This is a genomic window from Dietzia sp. IN118, from assembly GCF_032905965.1.
Taxonomy (GTDB): Bacteria; Actinomycetota; Actinomycetes; order Mycobacteriales; family Mycobacteriaceae; genus Dietzia; species Dietzia kunjamensis.
On the sequence record NZ_JAUMSR010000001.1, the window covers coordinates 356,238 to 377,658 of the forward strand.

Annotated in this window: 20 protein-coding genes; 16 read left to right on the forward strand and 4 right to left on the reverse strand. The window is 70.7% G+C overall.

Annotated elements, in window-relative coordinates; all coding sequences use genetic code 11:
* The first annotated feature begins 284 nt into the window (after nt 1-284).
* The gene (locus tag Q2K20_RS01730) at nt 285-1,637 is read left to right on the forward strand and encodes a hypothetical protein (protein WP_317176567.1); all 1,353 of its coding nucleotides are present in this window, start codon (nt 285-287) and stop codon (nt 1,635-1,637) included.
* A gap of 308 nt (nt 1,638-1,945) precedes the next feature.
* On the opposite strand, the gene Q2K20_RS01735 is transcribed toward Q2K20_RS01730, so the two are convergent.
* Both Q2K20_RS01735 and Q2K20_RS01740 read right to left on the reverse strand, forming a co-directional pair.
* Entirely contained in the window at nt 1,946-2,386 is a 441-nt protein-coding gene (locus Q2K20_RS01735; RefSeq protein WP_317176568.1) for a GntR family transcriptional regulator, read from the reverse strand.
* A gap of 3 nt (nt 2,387-2,389) precedes the next feature.
* A complete protein-coding gene (locus Q2K20_RS01740) occupies nt 2,390-3,487 on the reverse strand; it encodes a CaiB/BaiF CoA-transferase family protein (protein WP_317176569.1) in 1,098 nt (365 codons plus the stop codon).
* Nucleotides 3,488-3,751: 264 nt separating this feature from the next.
* Here Q2K20_RS01740 and Q2K20_RS01745 point away from each other — a divergent pair, with 264 nt between their 5' ends.
* The 5 genes from Q2K20_RS01745 (at nt 3,752) to Q2K20_RS01765 (ending at nt 8,669) form a co-directional block, all read left to right on the forward strand.
* Complete coding sequence (locus Q2K20_RS01745) at nt 3,752-4,681, forward strand: hypothetical protein (RefSeq protein ID WP_317176570.1); 930 nt, start codon at nt 3,752-3,754, stop codon at nt 4,679-4,681.
* Nucleotides 4,682-4,794: 113 nt separating this feature from the next.
* Nucleotides 4,795-6,063, forward strand: coding sequence for a formate-dependent phosphoribosylglycinamide formyltransferase (gene purT / locus Q2K20_RS01750; RefSeq protein WP_317176571.1), 1,269 nt, complete (start codon nt 4,795-4,797; stop codon nt 6,061-6,063).
* A 65-nt stretch (nt 6,064-6,128) separates the two neighbouring features.
* Nucleotides 6,129-6,692 (forward strand): DUF1648 domain-containing protein, encoded by a 564-nt coding sequence (locus Q2K20_RS01755; protein WP_067719360.1) that lies wholly within the window; start codon nt 6,129-6,131, stop codon nt 6,690-6,692.
* A 125-nt stretch (nt 6,693-6,817) separates the two neighbouring features.
* On the forward strand, nt 6,818-7,168 hold the full coding sequence (locus Q2K20_RS01760) for a hypothetical protein (RefSeq protein ID WP_317176572.1): 351 nt from the start codon (nt 6,818-6,820) through the stop codon (nt 7,166-7,168).
* A complete protein-coding gene (locus tag Q2K20_RS01765; RefSeq protein ID WP_269503630.1) occupies nt 7,146-8,669 on the forward strand; it encodes an alpha/beta hydrolase in 1,524 nt (507 codons plus the stop codon). Before Q2K20_RS01760 ends, Q2K20_RS01765 begins: the two co-directional genes overlap by 23 nt.
* A gap of 223 nt (nt 8,670-8,892) precedes the next feature.
* On the opposite strand, the gene Q2K20_RS01770 is transcribed toward Q2K20_RS01765, so the two are convergent.
* Nucleotides 8,893-10,350, reverse strand: a complete 1,458-nt coding sequence (locus tag Q2K20_RS01770) for an FAD-dependent oxidoreductase (RefSeq protein ID WP_317176573.1) — start codon at nt 10,348-10,350, stop codon at nt 8,893-8,895.
* 80 nt (nt 10,351-10,430) lie between these two features.
* Here Q2K20_RS01770 and Q2K20_RS01775 point away from each other — a divergent pair, with 80 nt between their 5' ends.
* The 3 genes from Q2K20_RS01775 to Q2K20_RS01785 are packed head-to-tail and all read left to right on the forward strand — an operon-like array spanning nt 10,431 to nt 13,308.
* Complete coding sequence (locus tag Q2K20_RS01775) at nt 10,431-10,847, forward strand: rhodanese-like domain-containing protein (protein ID WP_067719351.1); 417 nt, start codon at nt 10,431-10,433, stop codon at nt 10,845-10,847.
* Nucleotides 10,811-12,139: an O-succinylhomoserine sulfhydrylase gene (locus Q2K20_RS01780; protein WP_259820665.1), complete on the forward strand. Its 1,329-nt coding sequence runs from the start codon at nt 10,811-10,813 to the stop codon at nt 12,137-12,139. The genes Q2K20_RS01775 and Q2K20_RS01780 overlap by 37 nt, the downstream gene beginning before the upstream one ends.
* 17 nt (nt 12,140-12,156) lie before the next feature.
* Complete coding sequence (locus Q2K20_RS01785; RefSeq protein ID WP_259820666.1) at nt 12,157-13,308, forward strand: hypothetical protein; 1,152 nt, start codon at nt 12,157-12,159, stop codon at nt 13,306-13,308.
* Nucleotides 13,309-13,384: 76 nt separating this feature from the next.
* On the opposite strand, the gene Q2K20_RS01790 is transcribed toward Q2K20_RS01785, so the two are convergent.
* Nucleotides 13,385-14,014, reverse strand: coding sequence for a hypothetical protein (locus Q2K20_RS01790; protein WP_259820668.1), 630 nt, complete (start codon nt 14,012-14,014; stop codon nt 13,385-13,387).
* Nucleotides 14,015-14,562: 548 nt separating this feature from the next.
* On the opposite strand from Q2K20_RS01790, the gene fgd reads away from it, so the two are divergent.
* From fgd to Q2K20_RS01825, 7 genes are all read left to right on the forward strand, one after another.
* On the forward strand, nt 14,563-15,582 hold the full coding sequence (fgd, locus tag Q2K20_RS01795) for a glucose-6-phosphate dehydrogenase (coenzyme-F420) (protein ID WP_317176574.1): 1,020 nt from the start codon (nt 14,563-14,565) through the stop codon (nt 15,580-15,582).
* Nucleotides 15,579-16,217: a suppressor of fused domain protein gene (locus Q2K20_RS01800; protein WP_256820956.1), complete on the forward strand. Its 639-nt coding sequence runs from the start codon at nt 15,579-15,581 to the stop codon at nt 16,215-16,217. The genes fgd and Q2K20_RS01800 overlap by 4 nt, the downstream gene beginning before the upstream one ends.
* A 26-nt stretch (nt 16,218-16,243) precedes the next feature.
* On the forward strand, nt 16,244-16,861 hold the full coding sequence (locus Q2K20_RS01805; protein WP_317176575.1) for a methylated-DNA--[protein]-cysteine S-methyltransferase: 618 nt from the start codon (nt 16,244-16,246) through the stop codon (nt 16,859-16,861).
* A 140-nt stretch (nt 16,862-17,001) separates the two neighbouring features.
* Nucleotides 17,002-18,375 carry an ergothioneine biosynthesis protein EgtB gene (egtB, locus tag Q2K20_RS01810; protein ID WP_317176576.1) on the forward strand — a complete coding sequence of 458 codons (1,374 nt, stop codon included), beginning with the start codon at nt 17,002-17,004 and terminating at the stop codon, nt 18,373-18,375.
* A gap of 92 nt (nt 18,376-18,467) precedes the next feature.
* Complete coding sequence (gene egtD / locus Q2K20_RS01815) at nt 18,468-19,448, forward strand: L-histidine N(alpha)-methyltransferase (protein WP_096906736.1); 981 nt, start codon at nt 18,468-18,470, stop codon at nt 19,446-19,448.
* 9 nt (nt 19,449-19,457) lie between these two features.
* Nucleotides 19,458-20,042, forward strand: a complete 585-nt coding sequence (locus tag Q2K20_RS01820; protein ID WP_132062474.1) for a hypothetical protein — start codon at nt 19,458-19,460, stop codon at nt 20,040-20,042.
* A gap of 69 nt (nt 20,043-20,111) precedes the next feature.
* Entirely contained in the window at nt 20,112-21,401 is a 1,290-nt protein-coding gene (locus tag Q2K20_RS01825; RefSeq protein WP_132062476.1) for an HNH endonuclease signature motif containing protein, read from the forward strand.
* The last annotated feature ends 20 nt before the right edge of the window (nt 21,402-21,421 follow it).

A 21,421-nucleotide genomic window follows, 5' to 3' on the forward strand; every position in this document is an offset into this window, starting at 1 on the left:
GAAGCAGACTGAAGTGGCAGCTGATGCGAAAAGATGCCAGTTCGTTATGTACATCGTGCGTTCGGGGGACAGCGCCGTTCGCTTCTCCGTTGACATGGTTGGTCCGGGGGTCGGAGGACTTCCACTGGCAGGCCCTGTGGGCCAAGAAACTCGGAGGGACCATGCGATTATCCACACGGCTCGGAGTTCTAGCGGCCTCAGCGGTACTCGGGGGTACGACCCTGGTCGGTGTTGCCGGTTCGGCATCGGCAGCTCCGGTCGAGCGGGTCGTTGACGGTCCGAGTGTGCTCGAGGTCGAGATCGACGGTGCCGGTGAGCTGCTCTTGTCGTACGACAACCAGTCGGGACAGGATTTGAACTGCCTGGCCTTCTTTACGACAGAGGAGGTGGCGGCAGGCCTCTTCGATCACTTTGCATTCGGTGAGGTGGGTGCTCCGTTTCCCGACTATCTCGTCGAGATGCTCGATGAAGCGCAGGACGATAAGCTAGTGGTCGGCACTCTATTCGCGGTGTCGGCCGAGGGGGCCGGCCCGGTCGTGGCAGACTTCTCGAGCGAGTATGACTTCTCGGGTGAATGGCCTGTGGCCGTCACTCAGTGTTCGAGCGCCGATTACCAAGAAGTGGAGCTGTCCGCCCCCTACCCACCGGGATCCGGAGGCGTCGCCGTCCTTGACAGCCCTAGCGTCCTCACTGTGACCGGGCGCGGCACCGAGACGACGGTCCAGTACAAGAATGAGTCGGGTCGTGGTCTCCACTGCGTGGCGCTGGTCGGGGAGCCCACGCTGATCGGCGAGATATTCTCTGCCGTTGAAAGTGATCCGGCTTCGTCCAGCGTGCTCAACGGAGATCTCCGGGCGGCGCTCGAGGATGCAACCCGGGCCGGAACCGTCGGCACCTACGGTGGAGGGATCGACAATGGTGCCTCGATGGCGCTCTCGGCGAATCCGGAGAACGTTGAACCCGCGGGCATCCTCACGGACGATTCCTTCGACCCCGTGGGCGTATCGTTCTGCTCGCTGTACGCAGGCGAGAACACCTATACCGAGGTGGAAATCAGCCAGACCGGCCTCGACGACGGCGACGACGACCCGACGGACCTTCTCCCAGCCCCGATAGTCGACAGCCCGAGCACACTGACGATTCTTCCGTCCCCGCTACCCGAGGGGGGCTTCCATTATTCCTACGACAACCGCTCGGGAGTGGACCTCTACTGCACGGTATTCCTGGGGTCCCAGGACTACGTGGATGGGCAGCTGAGCAGAATCGATAAGGAGGGGCTGGTCGCCACTGACGTGACCTGGCTCCCGTCGACAGCGGAAGGAGGGGACTCGGGGTGGTTCGTCTCTCTGGCCGGCACCAATGGGCCGGTCAGCACGCTGCCGGTGACGGGCCCCGGTACGACCGAAACCGAGCCCCACGCGGTGAGCTTCTGTCTGGACGTCGAACTTGATGGCAACGTCCTGGTGGGAATCGCCGGCGACCACTTCGAGATCGAGACCGCCACGTTCGAATCTGCTGGTGACGACGACGGTGACGACGACAGCGACACCCCGGGCACCGGGATGGATGTGTCCGAGATGATCGCTGAGTTGCTCGAGGCGATCGACGTGTTCGGCTCCATCGGCGCGAACAACTGACTCAGCTGACATAGCTGACGGCCGCGGGCCCCCACCTTCTCGGCGAGGGACCCGCGGTCCGCAGCCCCTGTGGTCGGTGATCATGCCTTCACCATCGTGGCTGATGTCTCACCCACTCACCTGGTACGGAGTGACCTACTCAGCGGCCGACTCCACCGTTTATGTAGGCAAGATGAACGCTCGTCACGGTCCGGCTGAAGGTCACGTTGTATCGCAACCCGTAATTGCAGCGCGTCAGCGACGTTCACAGTGGCTGAGCTTCAGCCGCAGCCTCAAGCGCAATTAGTCCGCTGTTGGTCGGAGGGGCTTCAACGCAGTCGGTTGAAGACGTTGCGGACGGCAGCCACGGCCTCATCGACGTCGAAGCCCGCGCCGACCGCGCGCTTCGCGAACTCCTCGGCGGCTCGGGCCAGCACGGCGGCGGGCAGGTCGGCAGCGGCGACGAAGGTCCCCGAGCGGCCCCGGCCCTCGAGGACCCCGGCCTCCTCCAATTCGCGATAGACCTTGGCGGCCGTGGCGGTCGCGACACCGACCTCGGCGGCAAGGGTGCGGACCGGAGGCAACCGGGTGCCCGTGGTAAGTTGACCGTTATTGACGGCCTCGACAATCTGGCTCTTGAGCTGGCGGAAAGGTGGTTCGGCGGAGGCCGGATTGACTGCCAGGACCGTGCCGGCGACGCGGGCGCCCCCGGGGCCGCGGGAAGCATCCCCTGCGGCGCCCGGGTCCGACAGTGTTATCGAATCGACCACAGGTCAGGCCCACACCTGATCGATAGCGGTGGCCTCGCGCGGCGGCTCCGCCGGAACGGCGGGGGCCGGGGTGCGGGAGAAGCGGGGTGCCGGAGCGGGCCCGGGGTCACCGGCAACCTCGACGAAGGTCTCCCTCGCGACGTTGTGGGGGTGGTCCAGCGCCTCGGTGTAGGTCAGCACCGGCGTGGTGCAGGCGTCGGTGCCGTAGAACAGCTCGGCCCACTCGTCACGGGTCTTCTCGGCGAACTTCCCGGCGATGATCTCGCGCAACTCCTCCCAGCGGTCCATGTCGAACTGGCCGGGCATCCCCTCGCCGTCGATGCCCAACAGTCGGGCGAACTCGGCGTAGAACTGCGGCTCGAGGCACCCGACGGCCATGTACTTGCCGTCGGAGCAGGTGTAGACGTCGTAGAACGGGTACCCGGTGTCGAGCATGTTGGTCCCGGCGACGTCGGACCACTGGCCGCGGGCGCGCATCGCCCACTGGAACTGGCCCAGCACCGAGGCGCCGTCGGTCATGGCGGCGTCGATGACCTGGCCCTTGCCCGAGGTGGCGCGCTCGACGATCGCTGCGAGGATGCCCTGGATGAGGAACATCGAACCGCCGCCGAAGTCACCGACGAGGTTGAGCGGCGGCACGGGGCGCTCGCCCTTGCGGGCGGTGGCGTTGAGATGGCCGGTCAGGGAGATGTAGTTGAGGTCGTGGCCGGCGGTGTGTGCGAGCGGGCCGTGCTGACCCCAGCCGGTCATCCGGGCGTAGACCAGGCGCGGGTTGAGCTCGAGGCACTCCTCGGGGCCCAGGCCCATGCGCTCAGTGACCCCGGGCCGGTAGCCCTCGACCAGCACGTCCGCCTTGGCGACGAGGCCTCGCACCTGCGACAGGCCCTCGTCGCTCTTGAGGTTGGCCTCGACAACGGTCCGGCCGCGGCGGGTGATGTGCGCCCAACCGCCGACCTGGGTATCGAGCTCCCCGGGGCGCATGACGGTCACGACGTCGGCGCCGAGGTCCGCCAGCATCATGCAGGCGTGAGGCCCGGGGCCGATGCCGTTGAGTTCGACGACGCGGATGCCGGCCAGGGGGCCGGTGGAGGAACTGGTCACAGAAGTGCCCTTTCGTGTGGCTTTGGACACACATTATCGCCTACGGCCGAGTGGGCTTGAATCAGGTGGCCGGCAATGCTGTTGCGCCTGTGGCCAGTGATGATAAGAAAGTTGACATCTAGTTATAGAACCCTAAAGTTTGCGCTGCTTACGACCGTTGTCGGTGTGATTTATGACACGCTCAGGCAAGGCGTTCATCGGAGCGTCTGCGAGTGTCACCGCGGTCCTCGATGCGGTGACTTTCCCTCACTGCAAGGAGCATTCATGTTCGTTCGTAACCGATTCCTGGCCGGAGCATCGGCCGTCGCCCTCGCTGCCGGAACCACCTTCGCGGGTGCCGGCATCGCCTCCGCCCAGGATGACGAGTCGACGGGCTCGCTATCCAGCAGTTCGATCGATCTCGGCGACACAGCCGCCAGCCTTGAACTCGCTGCCGCCGCCCTGAATGGACCGGTGACAGTGTCCGGGAACGCGGAGGGTGGTCCTACGGTCACGTACACGAACGAGACCGGGGAATTGCAGGATTGCCTCGGTTTCACTTTGCCGTACAGCACCATCGCGGAGGCGGGGATCGATCCCAACAGCATCGATACCAGTGATCTGGGTGCGGCAGGTGAGGTGCTCAACGACATCGACGCGGTTGGTGGGGTCTCTCTGCTGACTGTGGCTACCGAGGGCGAAGGCGAGGATGCCGTCGAGGTGCCGGCTACCCGTGACAGTGAACTGCCCGGCTACCTCGAACCGGTGAACAGTAACGGCGGCATTCTCCAGATGCTGGGTGAGTGGCAATTCGGGGTCATGTTCTTCGGTGTGTACAACGGACTTCCGGTGGCGCCGGGAGCAACCGTCCAGTGGGAGGCAACCGCTCCGGACTCGCCTGCCGCTGCTGTGATCCTCTGCGAAACAGTAGTCGAGGAGGGTGAAGAGGATCCCGGTCTCGACACGTACTTCGGCGTCGATCCGCAGGTCGTTGCTGACCAGCTCAACGACACGCTTCCCGGCGGTTCAATCGGGGCCGGCAGCATCAGCGGCGGCAGCGTCGAGATGGGCGCTAACGTCCTCGGTTCGCTCGCTGCGGCCAGCTCGGAGGACGGAGAGGGCGAGGGCAGCTCGTTCATGAGTTCCGGGTTCAGCGAGGCCGGCAGCGGTGGAGACGACACCGACGACCTCCCCCCGCTTGAACCGGCGGAGTGATCGCAACGCACCACAATGTTCGACCGGTCGGGCCCGGCACCTCACGGTGCCGGGCCCGATAGTCTGTTCAGCCGCACTTCGGCCGTCGTCGCAGGTCTACTAGCGTGGACGATATGACCGCCGCTCACGATCCCCTCGCCCCGCCCGTCGTGGACCGCTTCGGCACGCCGGGTGCGCCGACCGCGACCCGCGTGATGTTGCTCGGCTCGGGCGAGCTGGGCAAGGAGGTGACGATCGCGCTGCAGCGTCTGGGCGTCGAGGTCATCGCGGTGGACCGGTACGCTGGCGCTCCCGCCCACCAGGTCGCGCACCGCAGTCACACCATCGACATGACCGACGCCGACGAGGTGTGCCGGGTCGTCGAGCTGGAGAGGCCCGAGGTGATCCTGCCGGAGATCGAGGCCATCGCCACCGCCGCGCTCGCGCGGATCGAACAGGACGGCCTCGCCCGCGTCGCGCCCACCGCCCGCGCCGTGCAGCTGACGATGGACCGCGAGGGCATCCGCCGCCTCGCCGCCGAGGAGCTGGGCCTGCCCACGAGCCGCTTCGCGTTCGCCTCCTCGCTGGAGGAGCTGCGGGAGGCGTGCTCCCGGATCGGGTTCCCGTGCCTGGTCAAGCCCACCATGTCGTCGTCAGGCAAGGGACAGTCGTCCCTCCACGGTCCCGAGGACGTGGAAACGGCGTGGGACTACGCGCAGTCCGGTGCCCGCGTCGCTGGGGCGCGCGTGATCGTGGAGTCGTTCGTCGACTTCGAGTACGAGATCACCCTGCTCACCGTCCGCAGCGTCGACCCGGAGACGGGGCAGATCCGCACCGACTTCTGCGAGCCGATCGGCCACCGCCAGGAGCGCGGCGACTACGTCGAGTCGTGGCAGCCGCAGGCCATGACCCGCGACGCCTACGACTCGGCGCGGTCGGTGGCGGCGCGGGTGACGGGCGCGCTCGGCGGGGTCGGAGTGTTCGGCGTGGAGCTGTTCGTCAAGGGCGTCGACGTGTACTTCTCCGAGGTCAGCCCCCGTCCCCACGACACCGGCCTCGTGACGTTGCGCAGCCAGGTGCTCAGTGAGTTCGAGATGCACGCGCGCGCCGTCCTCGGTCTGCCGGTGGTCACCACCATGGCCAGTCCGGGCGCGTCCGCGGTGATCTACGGCGGCACGGGGATCGCGGCGGACGGCACCGAGGGCGACGGGACCGTCGAGGGCGTCGGCTTCGCCGGTGTCGCCCGCGCGCTCGCCGTGCCGGAGGCCGATGTCCGCCTGTTCGGCAAGCCGTCCGCCAGTGAGTTCCGCCGGATGGGCGTGGCCGTCGCGACCGCCGAGGATGTCGAGATCGCCCGCGAGCGCGCGCGTGAGGCCGCCTCGCGTGTGACGGTGGTGAGGTAGGTGCGGAGGGTCGTCATGGCCGCGAGTATGGCGCGGGGGTCCGACAGATCGCGGGGGTCCGACAGATGACGACGACGAGGTCCCCGGCGGACGACGCGCGCGAACTGCCCCGCGAGCCCACCGCGCGGTGGATCACGGTGCTGATCACCGGACTGGTGGCCGTCTGGCTGGGCGTGCTGGCCTGGCAGGCGACAGTCCTGCCGGAGCGGGTGCCCACGCACTTCGGCTCGGGCGGTGAACCGGACGGCTGGTCGAGCAAGAGCGGCGCGCTCGCGTTCTCTGTGCTCGGGCCGCTGCTGTTCGCGCTGCCACTCCCGCTGATGTCGTTGATGGTCCTGCGGTGGCCGTCGTCGATCAACGTCCCCAACAAGCAGTGGTGGACCGCGACGGGCCCACGGCTGCGCCGGTTCGAGCGGCTCATGCGTGAGGACCTGTGGCTGATCACGGCCGTGATGCTGGTGACCCTCATCGGCGTCCAGGCGGGGATCACCGGGGCCGCGCAGACCGACGACGGCCGGTTGCCGGGTCTGTGGCTGGCCGGCCCGCTGATCGTGGCGTTCGTCGGCACCGGAGTCGTCCTCGCGAGGATGTACGGCAGTCGCTACGAGGAACAGTCCGACCTCGACTGACCTTCCTGTGAATGGTCGTCGACCCCATCCACAGGCCCTCGTCGTGAACTCCGTCCCGACGCGTGCCGCCCCTAGCGTGATTCCCGAGCGGCCCGCCACATCCGGGCCGGAGGGGAGCGTGGGTCATGGCGGGGCAGGGGGCTTTCGGTGAGATGCTGCTGGCGTTCGAACAGGTGGCGGTGACTGCCGAAGCGGCCCGTGTCCGCGAGGCGGGCGCGGTCCCGGTCGACAGTGCTGCGGGCCTGGTCTCGGCGCTGGCGGAGGCCTCGGCGGCGGCTGCCGGCATGGCGGCGGGAGGCGCGGGGGCGCTGCTCACCGGTCCCGCGCTGGCCGAGTGCGCGGCCCTGCTCGCCCGGCGCTCCCGAGACCACGAGGCGGACAGCCAGCGGATCGCGCAGGCGATGGCACGGGCGGCCGGACTCCTCGTGGAGGCGGATGAGGAGGTGGCCCGCGGTGTCGCCGGGGCAGCGGGCTGAGGCGCTGGTGGTGGCGATCGACCACGCCGAATCGCGGGCGGCGGCGGTGGGCCGGCGGATCGCCGAGTCGGCCGAGGACCTCGAAACGGTCGCCCGCCGGCTGGGCGGCGCGGTGGTCGGAGGTGTGGCGGACGGCGGCGCGGTGGTCGGTGCTGGCGTCGACGAGGGTGGCTGGTCCGGTCAGGCGGGGGCCCGGGCGCGCAGCCGCGCTGCGGATGCGGCCGCCGAGGCCAGGATGCTCTCCGGCAACTGCCTCTACGTGGCCGACGTCCTGCGGGCCGAGGGGGCACGGCTGGCGCGGGCGGTGATCAACTGGAGCGACGACGAACTCACCGCGCCCGGCACCGGGGACGCTGTGGCTGTGGAGGAGGCGGATCGCGGTCTGGCGATGCGCCTGTGGGAAGCCGCCGACCATCTCGCCGGGTACACGGACCCGGCGACGCGGCCATGCATCGACCTGTCAGGATCGACCGACGACGATCCCCGCGCTGTCGCCGAACTGTGGCACGGGCTGGGACCCGCCGATCGGGCCAGGCTGGCCCGAGACCACCCTGAGCTGGGCTCGGTGGACGGCTTGTCATCGGCCACGCGGGATGCGATCAACCGGACCCGATTGCGCCGACTGCTCGACGCGGCCGATACCGGCGCCGGCGGAGACGGGCTCGACGGTGTCGCGCCGGCCCTGTCGGCGTTGGCCGCGCATCTCGAGGCGGACCCGCGACGGCATCTGCTCGACCTGCACCCGGACGGTCGCGCGGTGGTCGCGAGCGCCGATCCCGACACCGCCGACCGGGTGGTCACGCTCATCCCGGGAACGGGGTCGTCGCTGGAGACGCTCGCTCGTACCGCCGGCCGGGCGGAGGCGGTGTGCGAGGCGGCCGCCTCGGGCCTCGACGGGGCCGGCTCGAATCCCGGTGCAGCCGACTCCGCACCCGGTGCGGCTGTCGAGTCCTGCGTCGCGGTGTCGTGGCAGGGCTACGACGCGCCCGCCGACGTCACGGCCGCCGGCTCCTCGACGGCACCCGCGCGAGCGCATGCCGCAGACCTGCGGACGTTCGCGGCGGGCCTGGACGCGGTCGAGCGGAGGGACGGCGACGATGCCCCCCACGCCGCGGTGGGGTACAGCTACGGGTCCGTGGTCCTGGGGGTGGCCGCCGCGGACCCGCTGGGGCTGGCAGCCGACCGGATGATCCACGTCGGCAGTCCCGGCGCGGGTGTCGACTCGATCGCCGTGCAACGGGTCGACGAAGCCGGCGTCGCGCGTGGGGCGGGACAGGACGAGGTGGTGGGAGTCGCCTCGCGCTGGGATCCGGTGCCGTGGTGGTCGGTCACCGGCGTGCTCGGCGGACGGCCGGGCACCGGGGAGTTCGGCGGGCTCGCGGTGGACGTCACCGAGCCTGGCTCGGGCGCCGACTCTGTGCGCAGCGCGCACTCCCGCTACTTCGACCCGGGCACGGTGTCACTGGACGAGATCGGCCGGCTCGTCGCGGAGACGGACTGACCCCGATAGCGATAGCGCCCCACATTCAGGACACCGGCAGCGCCCCGCATCCCCGACACCGACAGCGCCCCGCATCGACCGCCCCGGCCGGAAAAACCACCCCGGCACAATCCGCTACCCCGTCTCCGGATCCGCTACCCGGATTCGGGTAGCGGATCGGGAATCCGAGTAGCGGATTTCTCAGAGGCTCGCGGTGGAGCGGATCCGACAGGGGAGGGAAGGGTCAGCGGCTGGTGGAACGGGAGGCGCGAGCGACCTCCAGCATCTCCGCGCGGCCCGGCAGCTTGGTGCGTTCGCGGCCCGCCGCCTCGCCGAGCCCACGCTCGTGGGCGTCGATCTCCAGCCAGGCGTCGCCGTCGACGAGGTCCACGCCGCGGTCGGTGAGCAGGTCGCGCACGGCCTGCGGGTCCGGCTCGGCGGGCTCGGGCAGGGCGCCGGACTCGAGCTCGGTGGCCAGCTGCCCCACGGTCTCCACCGCGCAGGAACGGTTGGTGCCGATCACCCCGGAGGGCCCGCGCTTGACCCAGCCCGCGGTGAACAGACCCGGCAGGTGCTCCCCGCCCGGCGAGTCGAGGATCCGGCCGGAGTCGTTGGGGATGGTCGCCGAGTCGTGGTCGAAGGGCACTCCCTCCAGGGCGGACGAGCGGTAGCCGACCGCGCGATAGACCGCCTCGACCTGCAGGTCCTCCGTCCGGCCGCTGCTGCGGACCCGCCCGCCGGCACCGGCCGGCTCGGTCACCTCCAGGCGCAGCCCGGACACCCGGCCGTCGGAACCCAGGATCTCGACCGGGGACCGGTGGAAGCGGAACCGCACCACCCGTTCGCCGGCCGCGAGGGCGGCGGCCTCGGCCTCATCCGCCGTCCCCAGACCGGCCTCACGCTGTGCCCCGGCCCATTTCTCGAGTTGCGTGCACACCTGCCCGACCCGGCGATCGCTGTCGCGGAGGGTGCGAGCCTCGTCGTCGTCGTACTCCAGGTCGGCCGGGTCCACCACGATCGTGACGCCCTCCACCTTGGCCATCTCCCGCAGCTCCAGGGGAGTGAACTTGGCGTGCACGGGGCCGCGGCGGCCGATCACCGACACCACCCGGGTCGTGTTGGTGCCGAACCCGGTGCGGACGTGCTCGGGGATGTCGGTGGGCTCGAGCTGCTCGGGGCTGCGCACCAACATGCGCGCCACGTCCAGGGCGACGTTGCCCACGCCCACCACGGCCGCGCGCTCCGCGGTCAGCGCCCACTCGGGGTGCGCATCCGGGTGGCCGTCGTACCAGGTCACGAACTCGGCGGCCCCGTACGAGCCCTCGAGGTCCTCGCCCGGGATGCCGAGCCGACGGTCCGCGAGCGCGCCGGTGGAGAAGACGACCGCGTGGTAGAAGCGGTGCACGTCGTCTGCGGTGAGGTCGTTGCCGAACTCGACGTTGCCGAGGAACCGGATGCGCGGATCGGCGGCGATCCCCTCCAGCGTGCGGGCGATGCCCTTGATCCGGGGGTGATCGGGGGCCACGCCGTGCCGCAGCAGACCGTAGGGGACCGGGAGCCGGTCGATGAGGTCCACCACGATCCCGCGTCCGGAGGGATCCCGGTTGTCACTCCAGTCCAGCAGGGCCTCGCTGGCGTACACCCCCGCCGGGCCGGACCCCACTACGGCCACCCGGAACGGGGAATCTGTGACAGGCGTCATGTCCGCGATCGTCGCACAGAAAGGCGAGCGGGGTACCTCGACCCAGTCGATCTGCCGTCGGGGGAGCATAATCGACACCCATGAGCGACTACGCCGGGGACCTATCGCCCCGCCAGGCCTGGGATCTGCTCGCCTCCGATCCCGACGCGGTCCTGGTGGACGTCCGTACCAGCGCCGAGTGGCAGTGGGTCGGCGGCGCCGATCTGTCCGAGCTGGGCAAGCGCACGCTGGGCATCGAGTGGATGACCTCGGCGGGCCAGCCCAACGAGCGGTTCGTCGAGCACCTCGGCGAGGCCGGTGTCGCCGCGGAGACACCGGTGTTGTTCCTGTGCCGCAGTGGTGGCCGGTCCGCCGCCGCCGCGAGCCTGGCCACCGCCGCCGGATACCGCACCGCCTACAACGTGGCCGAGGGGTTCGAGGGCGACCCGGACGCCGCCGGACACCGCGGCACCGTCAACGGGTGGAAGGTCGCGGGCCTGGCCTGGCGCCAGTCCTGACCGGGCCACCACGGCCAGCCCGCCACGCCCGTACGCCCCTCGCCCCGCCGCATCACCCACGCACCACACACAAGAAAGCAGCGATGAGAAACAACGAGCTCCCCGACGGTCTCCACCCCGACACCCTGGGCGTGCGGGCCGGGCAGATGCGCACCGGCTTCGAGGAGACCACAGAGCCGATGTTCCTCAACTCCGGCTACGTCTACGAGTCCGCGGAGGCGGCCGAGGCGTCGTTCAACGGCGAGAAGCAGCGGTTCGTCTACTCCCGCTACGGCAACCCGACGGTCGCGATGTTCCAGGAGCGGCTGCGGCAGATCGAGGGCGCCGAGGCGTGCTTTGCCACCTCCTCCGGCATGTCCGCGGTATTCGTGGCCCTGGCCGCGCTGTGTGGGAACGGGTCGCGCCTGGTGGCCTCGCGCGCGCTGTTCGGCTCCTGTTACGTGATCTGTGCCGAAATCCTGCCGCGGTGGGGTGTGGAGACGGTGTTCGTCGACGGCGCCGACCTCGACCAGTGGCGCGAGGCGCTCAGCGAGCCCACCGACGCAGTCTTCTTTGAGACCCCCTCCAACCCCATGCAGGAGCTGGTCGACGTTCGCGCGGTGTGCGATCTCGCCCACGCCGCCGGCGCGCAGGTCGTGGTGGACAACGTCTTCGCCACCGTCCTGCACCAGAAGCCGCTCGAGCTGGGCGCGGACATCGTCGTGTACTCCACCACCAAGCACATCGACGGCCAGGGCCGCGTGCTCGGCGGCGCCGTGCTGGGCACCGAGGAGTACATCTCCGGGCCGGTGCAAAACCTCATGCGCCACGCCGGGTTCGGGATGAGCGCGTTCAACGCGTGGGTCCTGCTCAAGGGCCTGGAGACCATGAGCCTGCGCGTCGAGCGGATGAGTGCCAACGCGCTGGAGGTGGCGCGGTTCCTGGAGTCGCACCCGGCCGTGGAGCGGGTGACATACCCGATGCTCGAGTCGCACCCCCAGTACGAGTTGGCGCGGGCGCAGATGTCGGGCGGCGGGTCGGTGGTGACGTTCGGGTTGAAGTACGACGACGACGAGGGCGGCCGCGGCAAGAAGGAGTGTTTCGCCCTGCTCAACTCGCTCGAGGTCATCGACATCTCCAACAACCTCGGCGACGCCAAGACGCTGGTGACCCATCCCGCGACCACTACCCACGCGTCCATGGAGCCGGAGGCCCGCGCCGCGGTGGGCATCGGCGACAACGTGGTCCGACTGTCGGTGGGGCTCGAGTTCGCCGGAGACCTCATCGAGGACCTGCGTCGCGGTCTGGGGTGACGGTCTAGATTGATCGTATGTCTGATCGGGGTGAACATTCCCGGACCCGGGTAGCGGTCCTGCCCGCCGCCCACCCCGCGGTTCGCCGGATCACCGGCCTGGACGGGCTGGGCCATGTGGAGCTGGTGCCCGTCCGGCCCGGGGTGGTGAACGGGCAGACCCCGCCCGATGCGGTGACTCCCGCGGAGTTCGATCCCGGACATGAGGCGTCGGGCGAGATTCAGCGCGACGGGGACCCGCTGGGCGGCGTCGACCTGGCGCACGTGCACTTCGGGTACGACTACCTGGAGCCCGAGAGCGTGGACGGGGTGGTGGAGCACCTGGCGCGGGCCGGTGTGCCGATGGTGCTCACCGTCCACGACATCGTCTACCCGTCCCATGAGGACGAACTCCCGCACCGGGATCACACCGGCACACTGGTCGAGGCCGCCGCTGCCGTGGTCACGCTGACCGAGGTGGCGGCGCACGAACTGTGGGTGCGGTGGGGCGTCGAACCGGTGGTCGTGCCGCACCCGCGGCTGCTGGACGAGGACGAGGTCTCCTCCGCCATCCGCGCCGGCAAGCACCTACGCGGTCCCGGCGATCCGGTGGTGGTGGGGGTGTTGCTGGAGCGGATGGGCGAGAACATCGACGGCCCGGAGCTGCTGGACCAGCTGGCGCCCGTCGCCCACGGGCGGCGGGGCGCGCACCTGCGGATCGTGGTGGAGGCGCAGGCGTGGCGCGACGCGTGCGGCGAGGACCGCGAGGCCGGCGGGCACCATCTGGTGGCGGAGCTGGCGGCCGAGGGCGGCTGGGAGTCGGTGCGGTTGGTGCGGTACGAGTCGTTGGACCTGGCGCCGTTGCTGCCCGAGTTCGCCGCGCTCGACGTGTGCGTGTTGCCGTACCGGTTCGCCACCCATTCCACCTGGTTGGAGTTGTGCCGCGACCTGGGCGTGTCGCCGGTGTTCCCGGCGGTGGGGTGCCTGCGGGAGCAGTGGTTCGACCGTTGCGATCCGGGCGATCACTCCGGGGAGGTCTACGATCCCCACGATCCGTCCGCGGTGGCGGTGGCGGTGCGGGCGGCGTTGGAGAATCCCCGGGCCGTCCCGCCGCGGGTCGAGGGCGCTGATCCGACGAGCGTCATCGCGGCCCATGCGCGGATTTATGCCGAGGCCGCCGGGCGCCGCTGAGCGTCCCGGGGGCCGGGGCGCGGTGGGGTGGTGGCTGCGCTCGGCCGGGCCGGGCCGGGGCCCTGCGCCGGGCCGGCTAGGAGTCGGCGTCGCCGCGGGCGATGTCGACCGGCCAGGCCAGCGTGAGCATCGAGTCGGTGGCCGGGGCGGCCGCGTCCATACTCAGCTCGAGACACACGGTGACCGGGGATCCGGGCGTGGTGCGGGTGGCGCCGGGCAGGACCAGTGGTTCGTCGACGGTGGGCGCGTCGAGTGGCACCGGGCGGTCACTGTCGCCGGCGAGGATGCTCGGCGAATCGAGATCGAACGTCGGCGCGGCGCATGCTCCGCCGCGGGCCGAGACGGCCCGGACCCGTACATGGGACGCGGTCTCGGGGTCGCCTTCGACGAGGGCGCCCTCGCCGATGTCGACGTGGGCCTCGGACCGGGAGTCGACGGTGGTGCGCAGTGTCAAAGGCTGATAGGCGGAGCGGTTGCGCAGGCCGGCTGTGTCCACGCGGACGGGGAAGTGGCCGCCGTAGGAGGAGATGGGCGCGGTCCAGGTCGTACCGAAGTCGGTGGACGCCTGGACGGACCACGCCGAGCTGCGCAGTTCGGACTCGCGGGTCTGCTCGTCGCGGTCCTGGACGATCATCGTCGCGCCGAGTGCGCAGACGGAGGCGGCACCGAGTGCGACCAGCGTGGTCGCCGCGTGCCGGATGCGCATGACTCCTCCGAAGGGCCGTCTGGTGGAGATCGGTCCAGAGGAGGGGGCTCTGGTGCGGGCGGGGCCGCAGTGATCGCCGTTTCAACTAGTTTATGGCTCCCGGCCGAAGCATCGTTACAGCACCCCCGGGTGTGTCCGATATCACTCTGGTTGTGGCGTGTCGACCGGCCGTCAGCGGATGTAGACCACGGTGCCGGTCTCCTGGTTGATGGCGGCCCAGCGCCAGCCGTGCGCGGCGGGGTCGTCCGAGGTGAAGGTGGCCCACGCTGCGCCGGGGTCGCTGCTGCCCAGCCAGATCGCGAGCGCCGCAAGCCCCTGCTGGGCGTCGCTGGGGATGGTGTTCCTGACTATCGGGGAACGCGGATGACACTGGCCGTGGCTGTGAGTCTGAATCGGAATGCGGCGTCCTGCTTATCGAGCTCAACGCGTCGCAGGGGTGGCGCTTGTCAACACGTGCACCCCTGCCCGGCCCTGTTGGCATACTCGGCCCCGTGCCCCGCGCGCGCCAGAGGTGAATCTGGTCACATGCCTACCTGCAGGAGAAGCCGATGCCCGACACCCCGTCCCTGAAGCTCGGTTACAAGGCGTCGGCCGAGCAGTTCGGTCCGCGTGATCTGGTGGAGTTCGCCGTGATGGCGGAGCAGGCGGGGATGGATTCGGCGACGGTGTCGGATCATTTCCAGCCCTGGCGTCACGACGGCGGTCACGCGCCGTTCTCGTTGGCGTGGATGACGGCGGTGGGCGAGCGCACCGAGCGGCTGCAGCTCGGCACCTCGGTGCTCACCCCGACGTTCCGCTACAACCCGGCGGTGTTGGCGCAGGCGTTCGCGACGATGGCGTGCCTGTACCCGGGCCGCATCTTCCTCGGTGTGGGCACGGGTGAGGCGCTCAATGAGATCGCCACCGGCCACCAGGGCGAATGGCCGGAGTTCAAAGAACGGTTCGCCCGACTGCGCGAGTCGGTCCGGCTGATGCGCGCACTGTGGACCGGCGAGACGACGAGCTTCGAGGGCGACTACTACTCGACCAAGGACGCGTTCCTCTATGACGTGCCCGAGGGTGGCGTGCCTGTCTACGTCGCCGCGGGTGGTCCGGTGGTGGCCAAGTACGCCGGCCGGGTGGGCGACGGGTTCATCTGCACCTCCGGCAAGGGGATGGAGCTGTACACCGACAAGTTGCTCCCGGCCGTCGAGGAGGGCGCGGGAATCAACCAGCGCGACTCCTCGCAGATCGACCGGATGATCGAGATCAAGATCAGCTACGACCCCGACCCGGCCGCCGCGTTGGAGAACTGCCGCTTCTGGGCCCCGCTGTCGTTGACACCGGAGCAGAAGCACTCGGTGGACTCCCCGCGCGAGATGGAGCGCCTCGCGGATGAGTTGCCGATCGAGCAGGTCGCCAAGCGGTGGATCGTCGCCTCGGACCCCGACGAGGCCGTCGAGCAGGTCAAAAAATACGTCGACGCGGGCCTGAACCACCTGGTCTTTCACGCCCCCGGCCACGACCAGAAACGCTTCCTCGACCTGTTCCGCACCGACCTCGAACCGCGACTGCGAGCCCTTGCATGAGTAACGAGAACAACCTCCCCGGCCCGGACACGGCCGATCTCTCCGGCCTCGAGGGCATCCTCGGCCACAAGGAATCGGTCCGCGTCCTGCGCTATCCGCACGAGACCGAGCCGGATGAGGAGGGTCAGACCACGGAGTGGCATTGCGACATCGTCGTCGTCGACGACGTTCCCGCGCCCGGCTTCTCCACCTACGCCACCGTGGGCGCCCGCGAGCTCCCCACCAACGTCACCACGCCCGAGGGGCGACAGATCCGCTCCGAGTTCGTCACCGTCGGCCGCACCGGTCACCGCGCCATGGCCGACGTCCTGGACGCGTGCGCGCTCGCGGTGGCCACCGGTTCCATCCACGTGGCGCCCGGCGCGGTGATCCCCAACGCGGTCGGGCTGGTCGATCCCGGCCGCACGTGCGAGCACCTGGTCCTCACGCCGCCGTTCCTGTGGCCCGACCTGCAGGTGGTCGACGAGACCGGCGGCCTCGATGGCACCGGCCCCCTGCTCACGCGCCTGCAGGCCGTGCCGATCACCACCGCGGAGATGTCCGCCATCGGACGCGACGGCGCCGACGCCCTGTTCGAGCGGCTCGACACCGCCGACGCCGACGTCACCAACCCGGACCGCCCGAGCGTGGTGTGAGTGAGGCTGGTGTGAGTGGGCCCCGTGTGAGCGCGCCTGCGCCCCGGACGCCCCGCGGTGTCACGCACGTACTCACCACCGCGGCCGGGCTGATGCTCGTCGAGGCCACCCCCGACGGCATCGCGCGCCTCGTCCAGGTGGACGCGGACCAGCTCGACGCAGACCAGCTCGACCACAGGGATGCCTCCGCGACCTGGTTCAACGTGAAACATCACGACGACGACGAGGACCGCGATCCCGAGCCCGGCGCCGCGGCGGAGCACCTCGCCCGCCTGGCGGAACAGGTGGAGGACTACCTGGCCGGGAGGCTCCGCGGGTTCGACGTCCCGCTGGACTGGGCCGCGGCCGGGGTCCACGATGAATTCTCACGTGAGGTCTACCGCGAGATCCAGCACATCCCCTACGGCGAGACCTCCAGCTACGGCCAGGTCAGTATCGACGCCGGCCGGCCACGCAACGCCCGTCGCGTCGGCCGGCTGTGCACGCTGGTGCCGGTGCCGTTCGTCATCCCCGTCCACCGGGTGATCCGCGCCGATGGCGGAATGGGGAACTGCCCCGAGTACCGGCTGCGGCTGCTCGAGCACGAGCGACGCAACATCGCCGCCGAGCGTGCCGGAAAGCCGGGCCCGCTCCCGTTCCGGTAGGCATCGCCGCCGTTCGTCCGGGCACGGCCGGATCGGTGGGACGGCGGCCACACCGTGGTTAGTGTGGCGGTCAGCGTCGGGGGCCGAGGGGTCCGCCGGCGCGGACCGCCTGCCGTCGACCACAACCCACGGGGGAAGCCATGACAGCCGGAACCGTCGCCACCACTGCCCGCGCCGAGAGCGTGGTCGAGATGTTCCAGCGGGTCCGGGGGCTCACCGACCTGCTCGCGTCCCGGCTCAGCCCGGAGGACCAGATCCCCCAGTCGATGACCGCGGCCAGCCCCGCAGCGTGGCACCGGGCGCACACCACGTGGTTCTTCGAGGAGTTCGTGCTGGGTCGGCTGCCGGGCTACACCTCGCCGGAGCCGGTGTTCCGCTTCCTGTTCAACTCGTACTACGAGGCGGTCGGCCCACGGCAGCCGCGGCCGCAGCGCGGGCTCATCACCCGCCCGTCGGTGGCGGAGATCGGGGACTTCCGCGCCCGCATCGACGAGGCCGTCGTCGACGCCCTCGAGGCGGGCCGGGTCGACGAGCGTGGCCTCGAACTGCTGGAGCTGGGCTGCCATCACGAGCAACAGCACCAGGAGTTGCTGCTCATGGACATCAAGCACCTCTTCTCGCACAACCCGACCGACCCGGTCTACGTCCACAGGGCGGCGGACCCGGCAGGAGCGGCGCCGGGGGAGACCGAGTGGCTCGCCGTCGCCGAGGGGGTCGCGCAGGTCGGCGCCCCGGCTCCCGGCGACTCCGACGTCGGGGACGGCTTGGGCGCCACCGCCGCAAGCCCCGCCACCGCCGCAGGCCCCGCGTTCTCCTATGACAACGAGCGTCCCCGCCACCGGGTGTGGATCCCCGGCGGTGAGGTCGCCACCCGCCAGGTCACCGTCGGCGAGTGGAAGCAGTTCATGGCCGACGGCGGTTACTCCCGGCCCGAACTGTGGTTGTCCGACGGCTGGGCCACGGTCCAGGCCGAGGGCTGGGATGCGCCCGGGTACTGGCGACGTGAGGACGACAGCCCGGTCGGCCGCGCCGCCGACACCGCGACCGCCGCTGGCCCCGCGACCGCCGCCGACGGTGAGTGGACCACCTTCACGCTGAGCGGCCGGCGGCCGGTCGTCGACGCCGAGCCCGTCATCCACGTGTCCTTCTACGAGGCCGACGCCTACGCCCGCTGGGCCGGCGCACGGCTGCCCACCGAGTTCGAGTGGGAGGTCGCCACCACCGGCTGGGAGATCCGCGACGAGCTCGACCCCGACCGCTGCCACCCGCGGCCCGCCGCGGAGCGGACGATCGGCGGCGTGTGGGAATGGACTGCCAGCGCCTACCTGCCGTATCCGGGGTTCGTCACCGAGGAGGGCGCGGCCGGCGAGTACAACGGCAAGTTCATGTCCGACCAGCATGTCCTCCGCGGTGGCAGCGCGTTCACGCCTGCCGGCCACACGCGGCACACGTACCGGAACTTCTATCCCGCCGCCTCGAGGTGGGCGGCCGCGGGACTGAGGCTCGCCCGGTGACCGGCGCGCGCGAGGTGGCCGCCCAGTGCGGTGCCGCCGGGCCCGACGGCCCCGGTGCAACTACAGCAACGACAACGACGACGACAACAACGATGACAACGACGACGACGAGCACCGCCGATCCCGACACCGCCGCGCTCGAATCGGATCTGCGCGCCGGGTTCTTCGACGACCCGCCGACCGTGCCGCCCCGCTGGTTCTACGACGAGAAGGGCAGCCTGCTCTTCGACCGGATCACCCGGCTCGCGGAGTACTACCCCACCCGCGCGGAGGCGGAAATCCTGCGGTCGCGGGCCGTCGACATCGTCGGCGATGCCGACACACTCGTCGAGCTCGGGGCCGGGACCTGCGAGAAGACGCGGGTCCTGCTCGACGTCCTCGCCTCCCGCCCGACCGGCGCCACTGATCCAGCCGGCCCACTGTTCGTTCCGGTCGACATCAGTACCGAGATGCTCTTCGGTTCCGCCCGGGCGCTCACGGCCGAGTACCCCGGACTGCGTGTCGTCCCGGTCGTCGGAGACCTCACCGCCCTCGACGGCCCGCTACCGGGCGAGCCGGGCGGGCGGCTGGTGCTCTTCCTCGGCGGCACGATCGGCAATTTCAGCGAGGCCCAGCGAGCAGAGTTCCTCGCGATGCTGCGCGGCGTCATGGACCCGGGCGACCGGCTGGCGCTCGGCTTCGACCTCGTCAAGAGCCCCGAGCGGCTGGTCGCGGCCTACGACGACGCCGACGGCGTCACCGCCGAATTCAACCTCAACATGCTCGACGTGATCGCCCGGACCGTCGAGTGCACCGGGCTGGACAGGCGCGATTTCCGCCACGAGGCCGTGTGGAACGCCGCCGAGAGCAGGATCGAGATGTGGTTGCGGGCGGTCCGCGACGTGCACGTCGACTTCCCGACGCTGGGGCGCTCGCGAACCCTCGCCGCGGAGGAGGGCATCCGCACCGAGATCGCTCGGAAGTTCGAGCCGGACGCACTCGCCGACGACCTCGCCGGCCACGGGTTCGTCGGCCCGACCGTGTGGACCGACGACGCCGGGGACTTCGGGCTGGTCCTCGTCGTCGTCGACTAGGGGTACACCGTGACCCCCCGGGGCGCCCCGGATCTCGCCGATCGGGCCCGCGGCCTTCTCGGGGAGGCCCGCGCGGCCGGGGCCGCCGTCGACTCGGCGGCGGCTGAACTGTTCCGGCTGGGCGGGGAGGTCGCGCGCGCCGGCACCCGGGCCGAGGCCGCCCGGAGCGGGGCGCACGTCGCGGCCGAGCGGGACCTGGTGAGCGGCTTGCTCGACGAGCTGGACGTGATCGCCCGGGTAGCGGATCGGCTCGTCGCCGAGCTCGACCGGGCCGACGGCGGCGGGCGAGGCGCCGCCGACGGCGGGGCCGGGCCGCGGGCGACCCTCGTCTCCGTTCGGCGGGTCATCGAGGCGGCGGACAGTCGGGGCCGCGAAGGTATGTGGTTGGGAGAGCTGGCGACGGACCGGGTTCGGGATTTCGCCGAGTTCGAACTGCTGTACTCGCGCGCGTCGCAGCACCTCGACCGCCGCCGGTGGGACGCCGCCGACGCCGTCCTGCCCCGGCTCGTCGCACTGGATCGCGCGCTGGTGAGCACGGAGATCGGCGCGATGCTCGACGAGCTCAAGTTCCGCCTCATGACTTCGCGGGGATGACGCGGGCCGACCTGCGACGATGCGCTTCCGGACCGGTTCGTGTCGTACGTGTGTTCTATGCTTCGGGGTATGGAACAGGGAGTATGGGATGCGGAGGGGCGGGGCGGTGAGCGGGACGAGCCGGCCCCGCTGACCGACGTTCTCGCGTTCCTGGAGGCGTCGGTGGAGACGCTGTGCGCGGTCGACTGGGCCGAGCACGACGCGGACGCGCTCGCCCACGCGGTGGGTCGCGTGGAGGTCGTGGCCCGGCGGCTGGACGCCAGTGGCTCCCGGGCCACTGCGGAGTTGGCCGCGCTGCACCGTCAGAAGGGACGCACCGCCGGTGGCGTCGCCGCGCTCCTCGCCGAGAAGCTGGGACTGGCGAAGGGCACGGTGCACGGTCGGATCGACGCCGGAGGACGTCAGGCCACCCCGGCCGGGCGGGCGGCCGCGAACGGGGAGATCACCGGCGAGCACGAGCGGATCATCGCCCGAGCCGTCTCCGGTCTGCCCGGAACGATGGGCGGCGACGCCAAGGTGTGTTTCGCCGAGGAGCTCACGGAGTTCGCCCGCACGGCGGCGCCCGCCGACCTGCGGGCCGAGGCCGCCCGCCGGGTCGCCGCCCTGTGCCCGGACCGCGGACGGGACCGCGAGGAGCACCAGGAACGTCAGCGCTCGGCGCGGCTCGGCGCGGTTCGGTCCGACGGCACCAGCACCCTGACGATGACCTTGACGCCCCGCGGCCGCGCCCTGGTCGAGAGGGCACTGTGCGACTTCGGCGGGCCCGGCGGCGCCGTGGAGTGTGAACCCGGGTCCGACGAGCGTGCCCCCGAACAGCGCGCCCACGACGCCCTGGTGCACCAGTGGGCCCTCGGCTCGACCGTCGACCCCGCCCGCCCCAAGGGCATCGCGACCATCGTCGTGCGGGTGACACCGGAGCAGCTCGAGGACCCCACGACGCTCGTGCAGACCGACGCCGGCACCCAGCTCAGCGTGCGGCAGGCGGTCTCCATGGCCGGAACGATGCCGTGGTTCGTCTCCCTGCTGCGCGACGGCCGGGAGGAGCTGCACCGGATCGACGTGGACGCACACCCCGACCGGCGCCTGGCGTCGGCGATCCAGCGGTTGGTCCTCTACGCCGCCCACGGAGGGTGCACCTTCCCCGGGTGCACCGCCCCGGCCAGGCGAAGTCAGTTCCACCATGTGAGGGAGTGGTCACGGGGCGGGTCGACGACGGTCGCCAACGGGGCACTCGGCTGTCCCGTCCACCACGGGTTCGTCGGCGACGGCCCCGGAGGGTGGAAAACCGTGGTGAACCCCTCCGCGCCCGGCCTGTGCACGTGGCTGCCTCCCGGCGTCGACAGGCTCACCGATGTGTGACGACCCGCCCCGGACCGGGG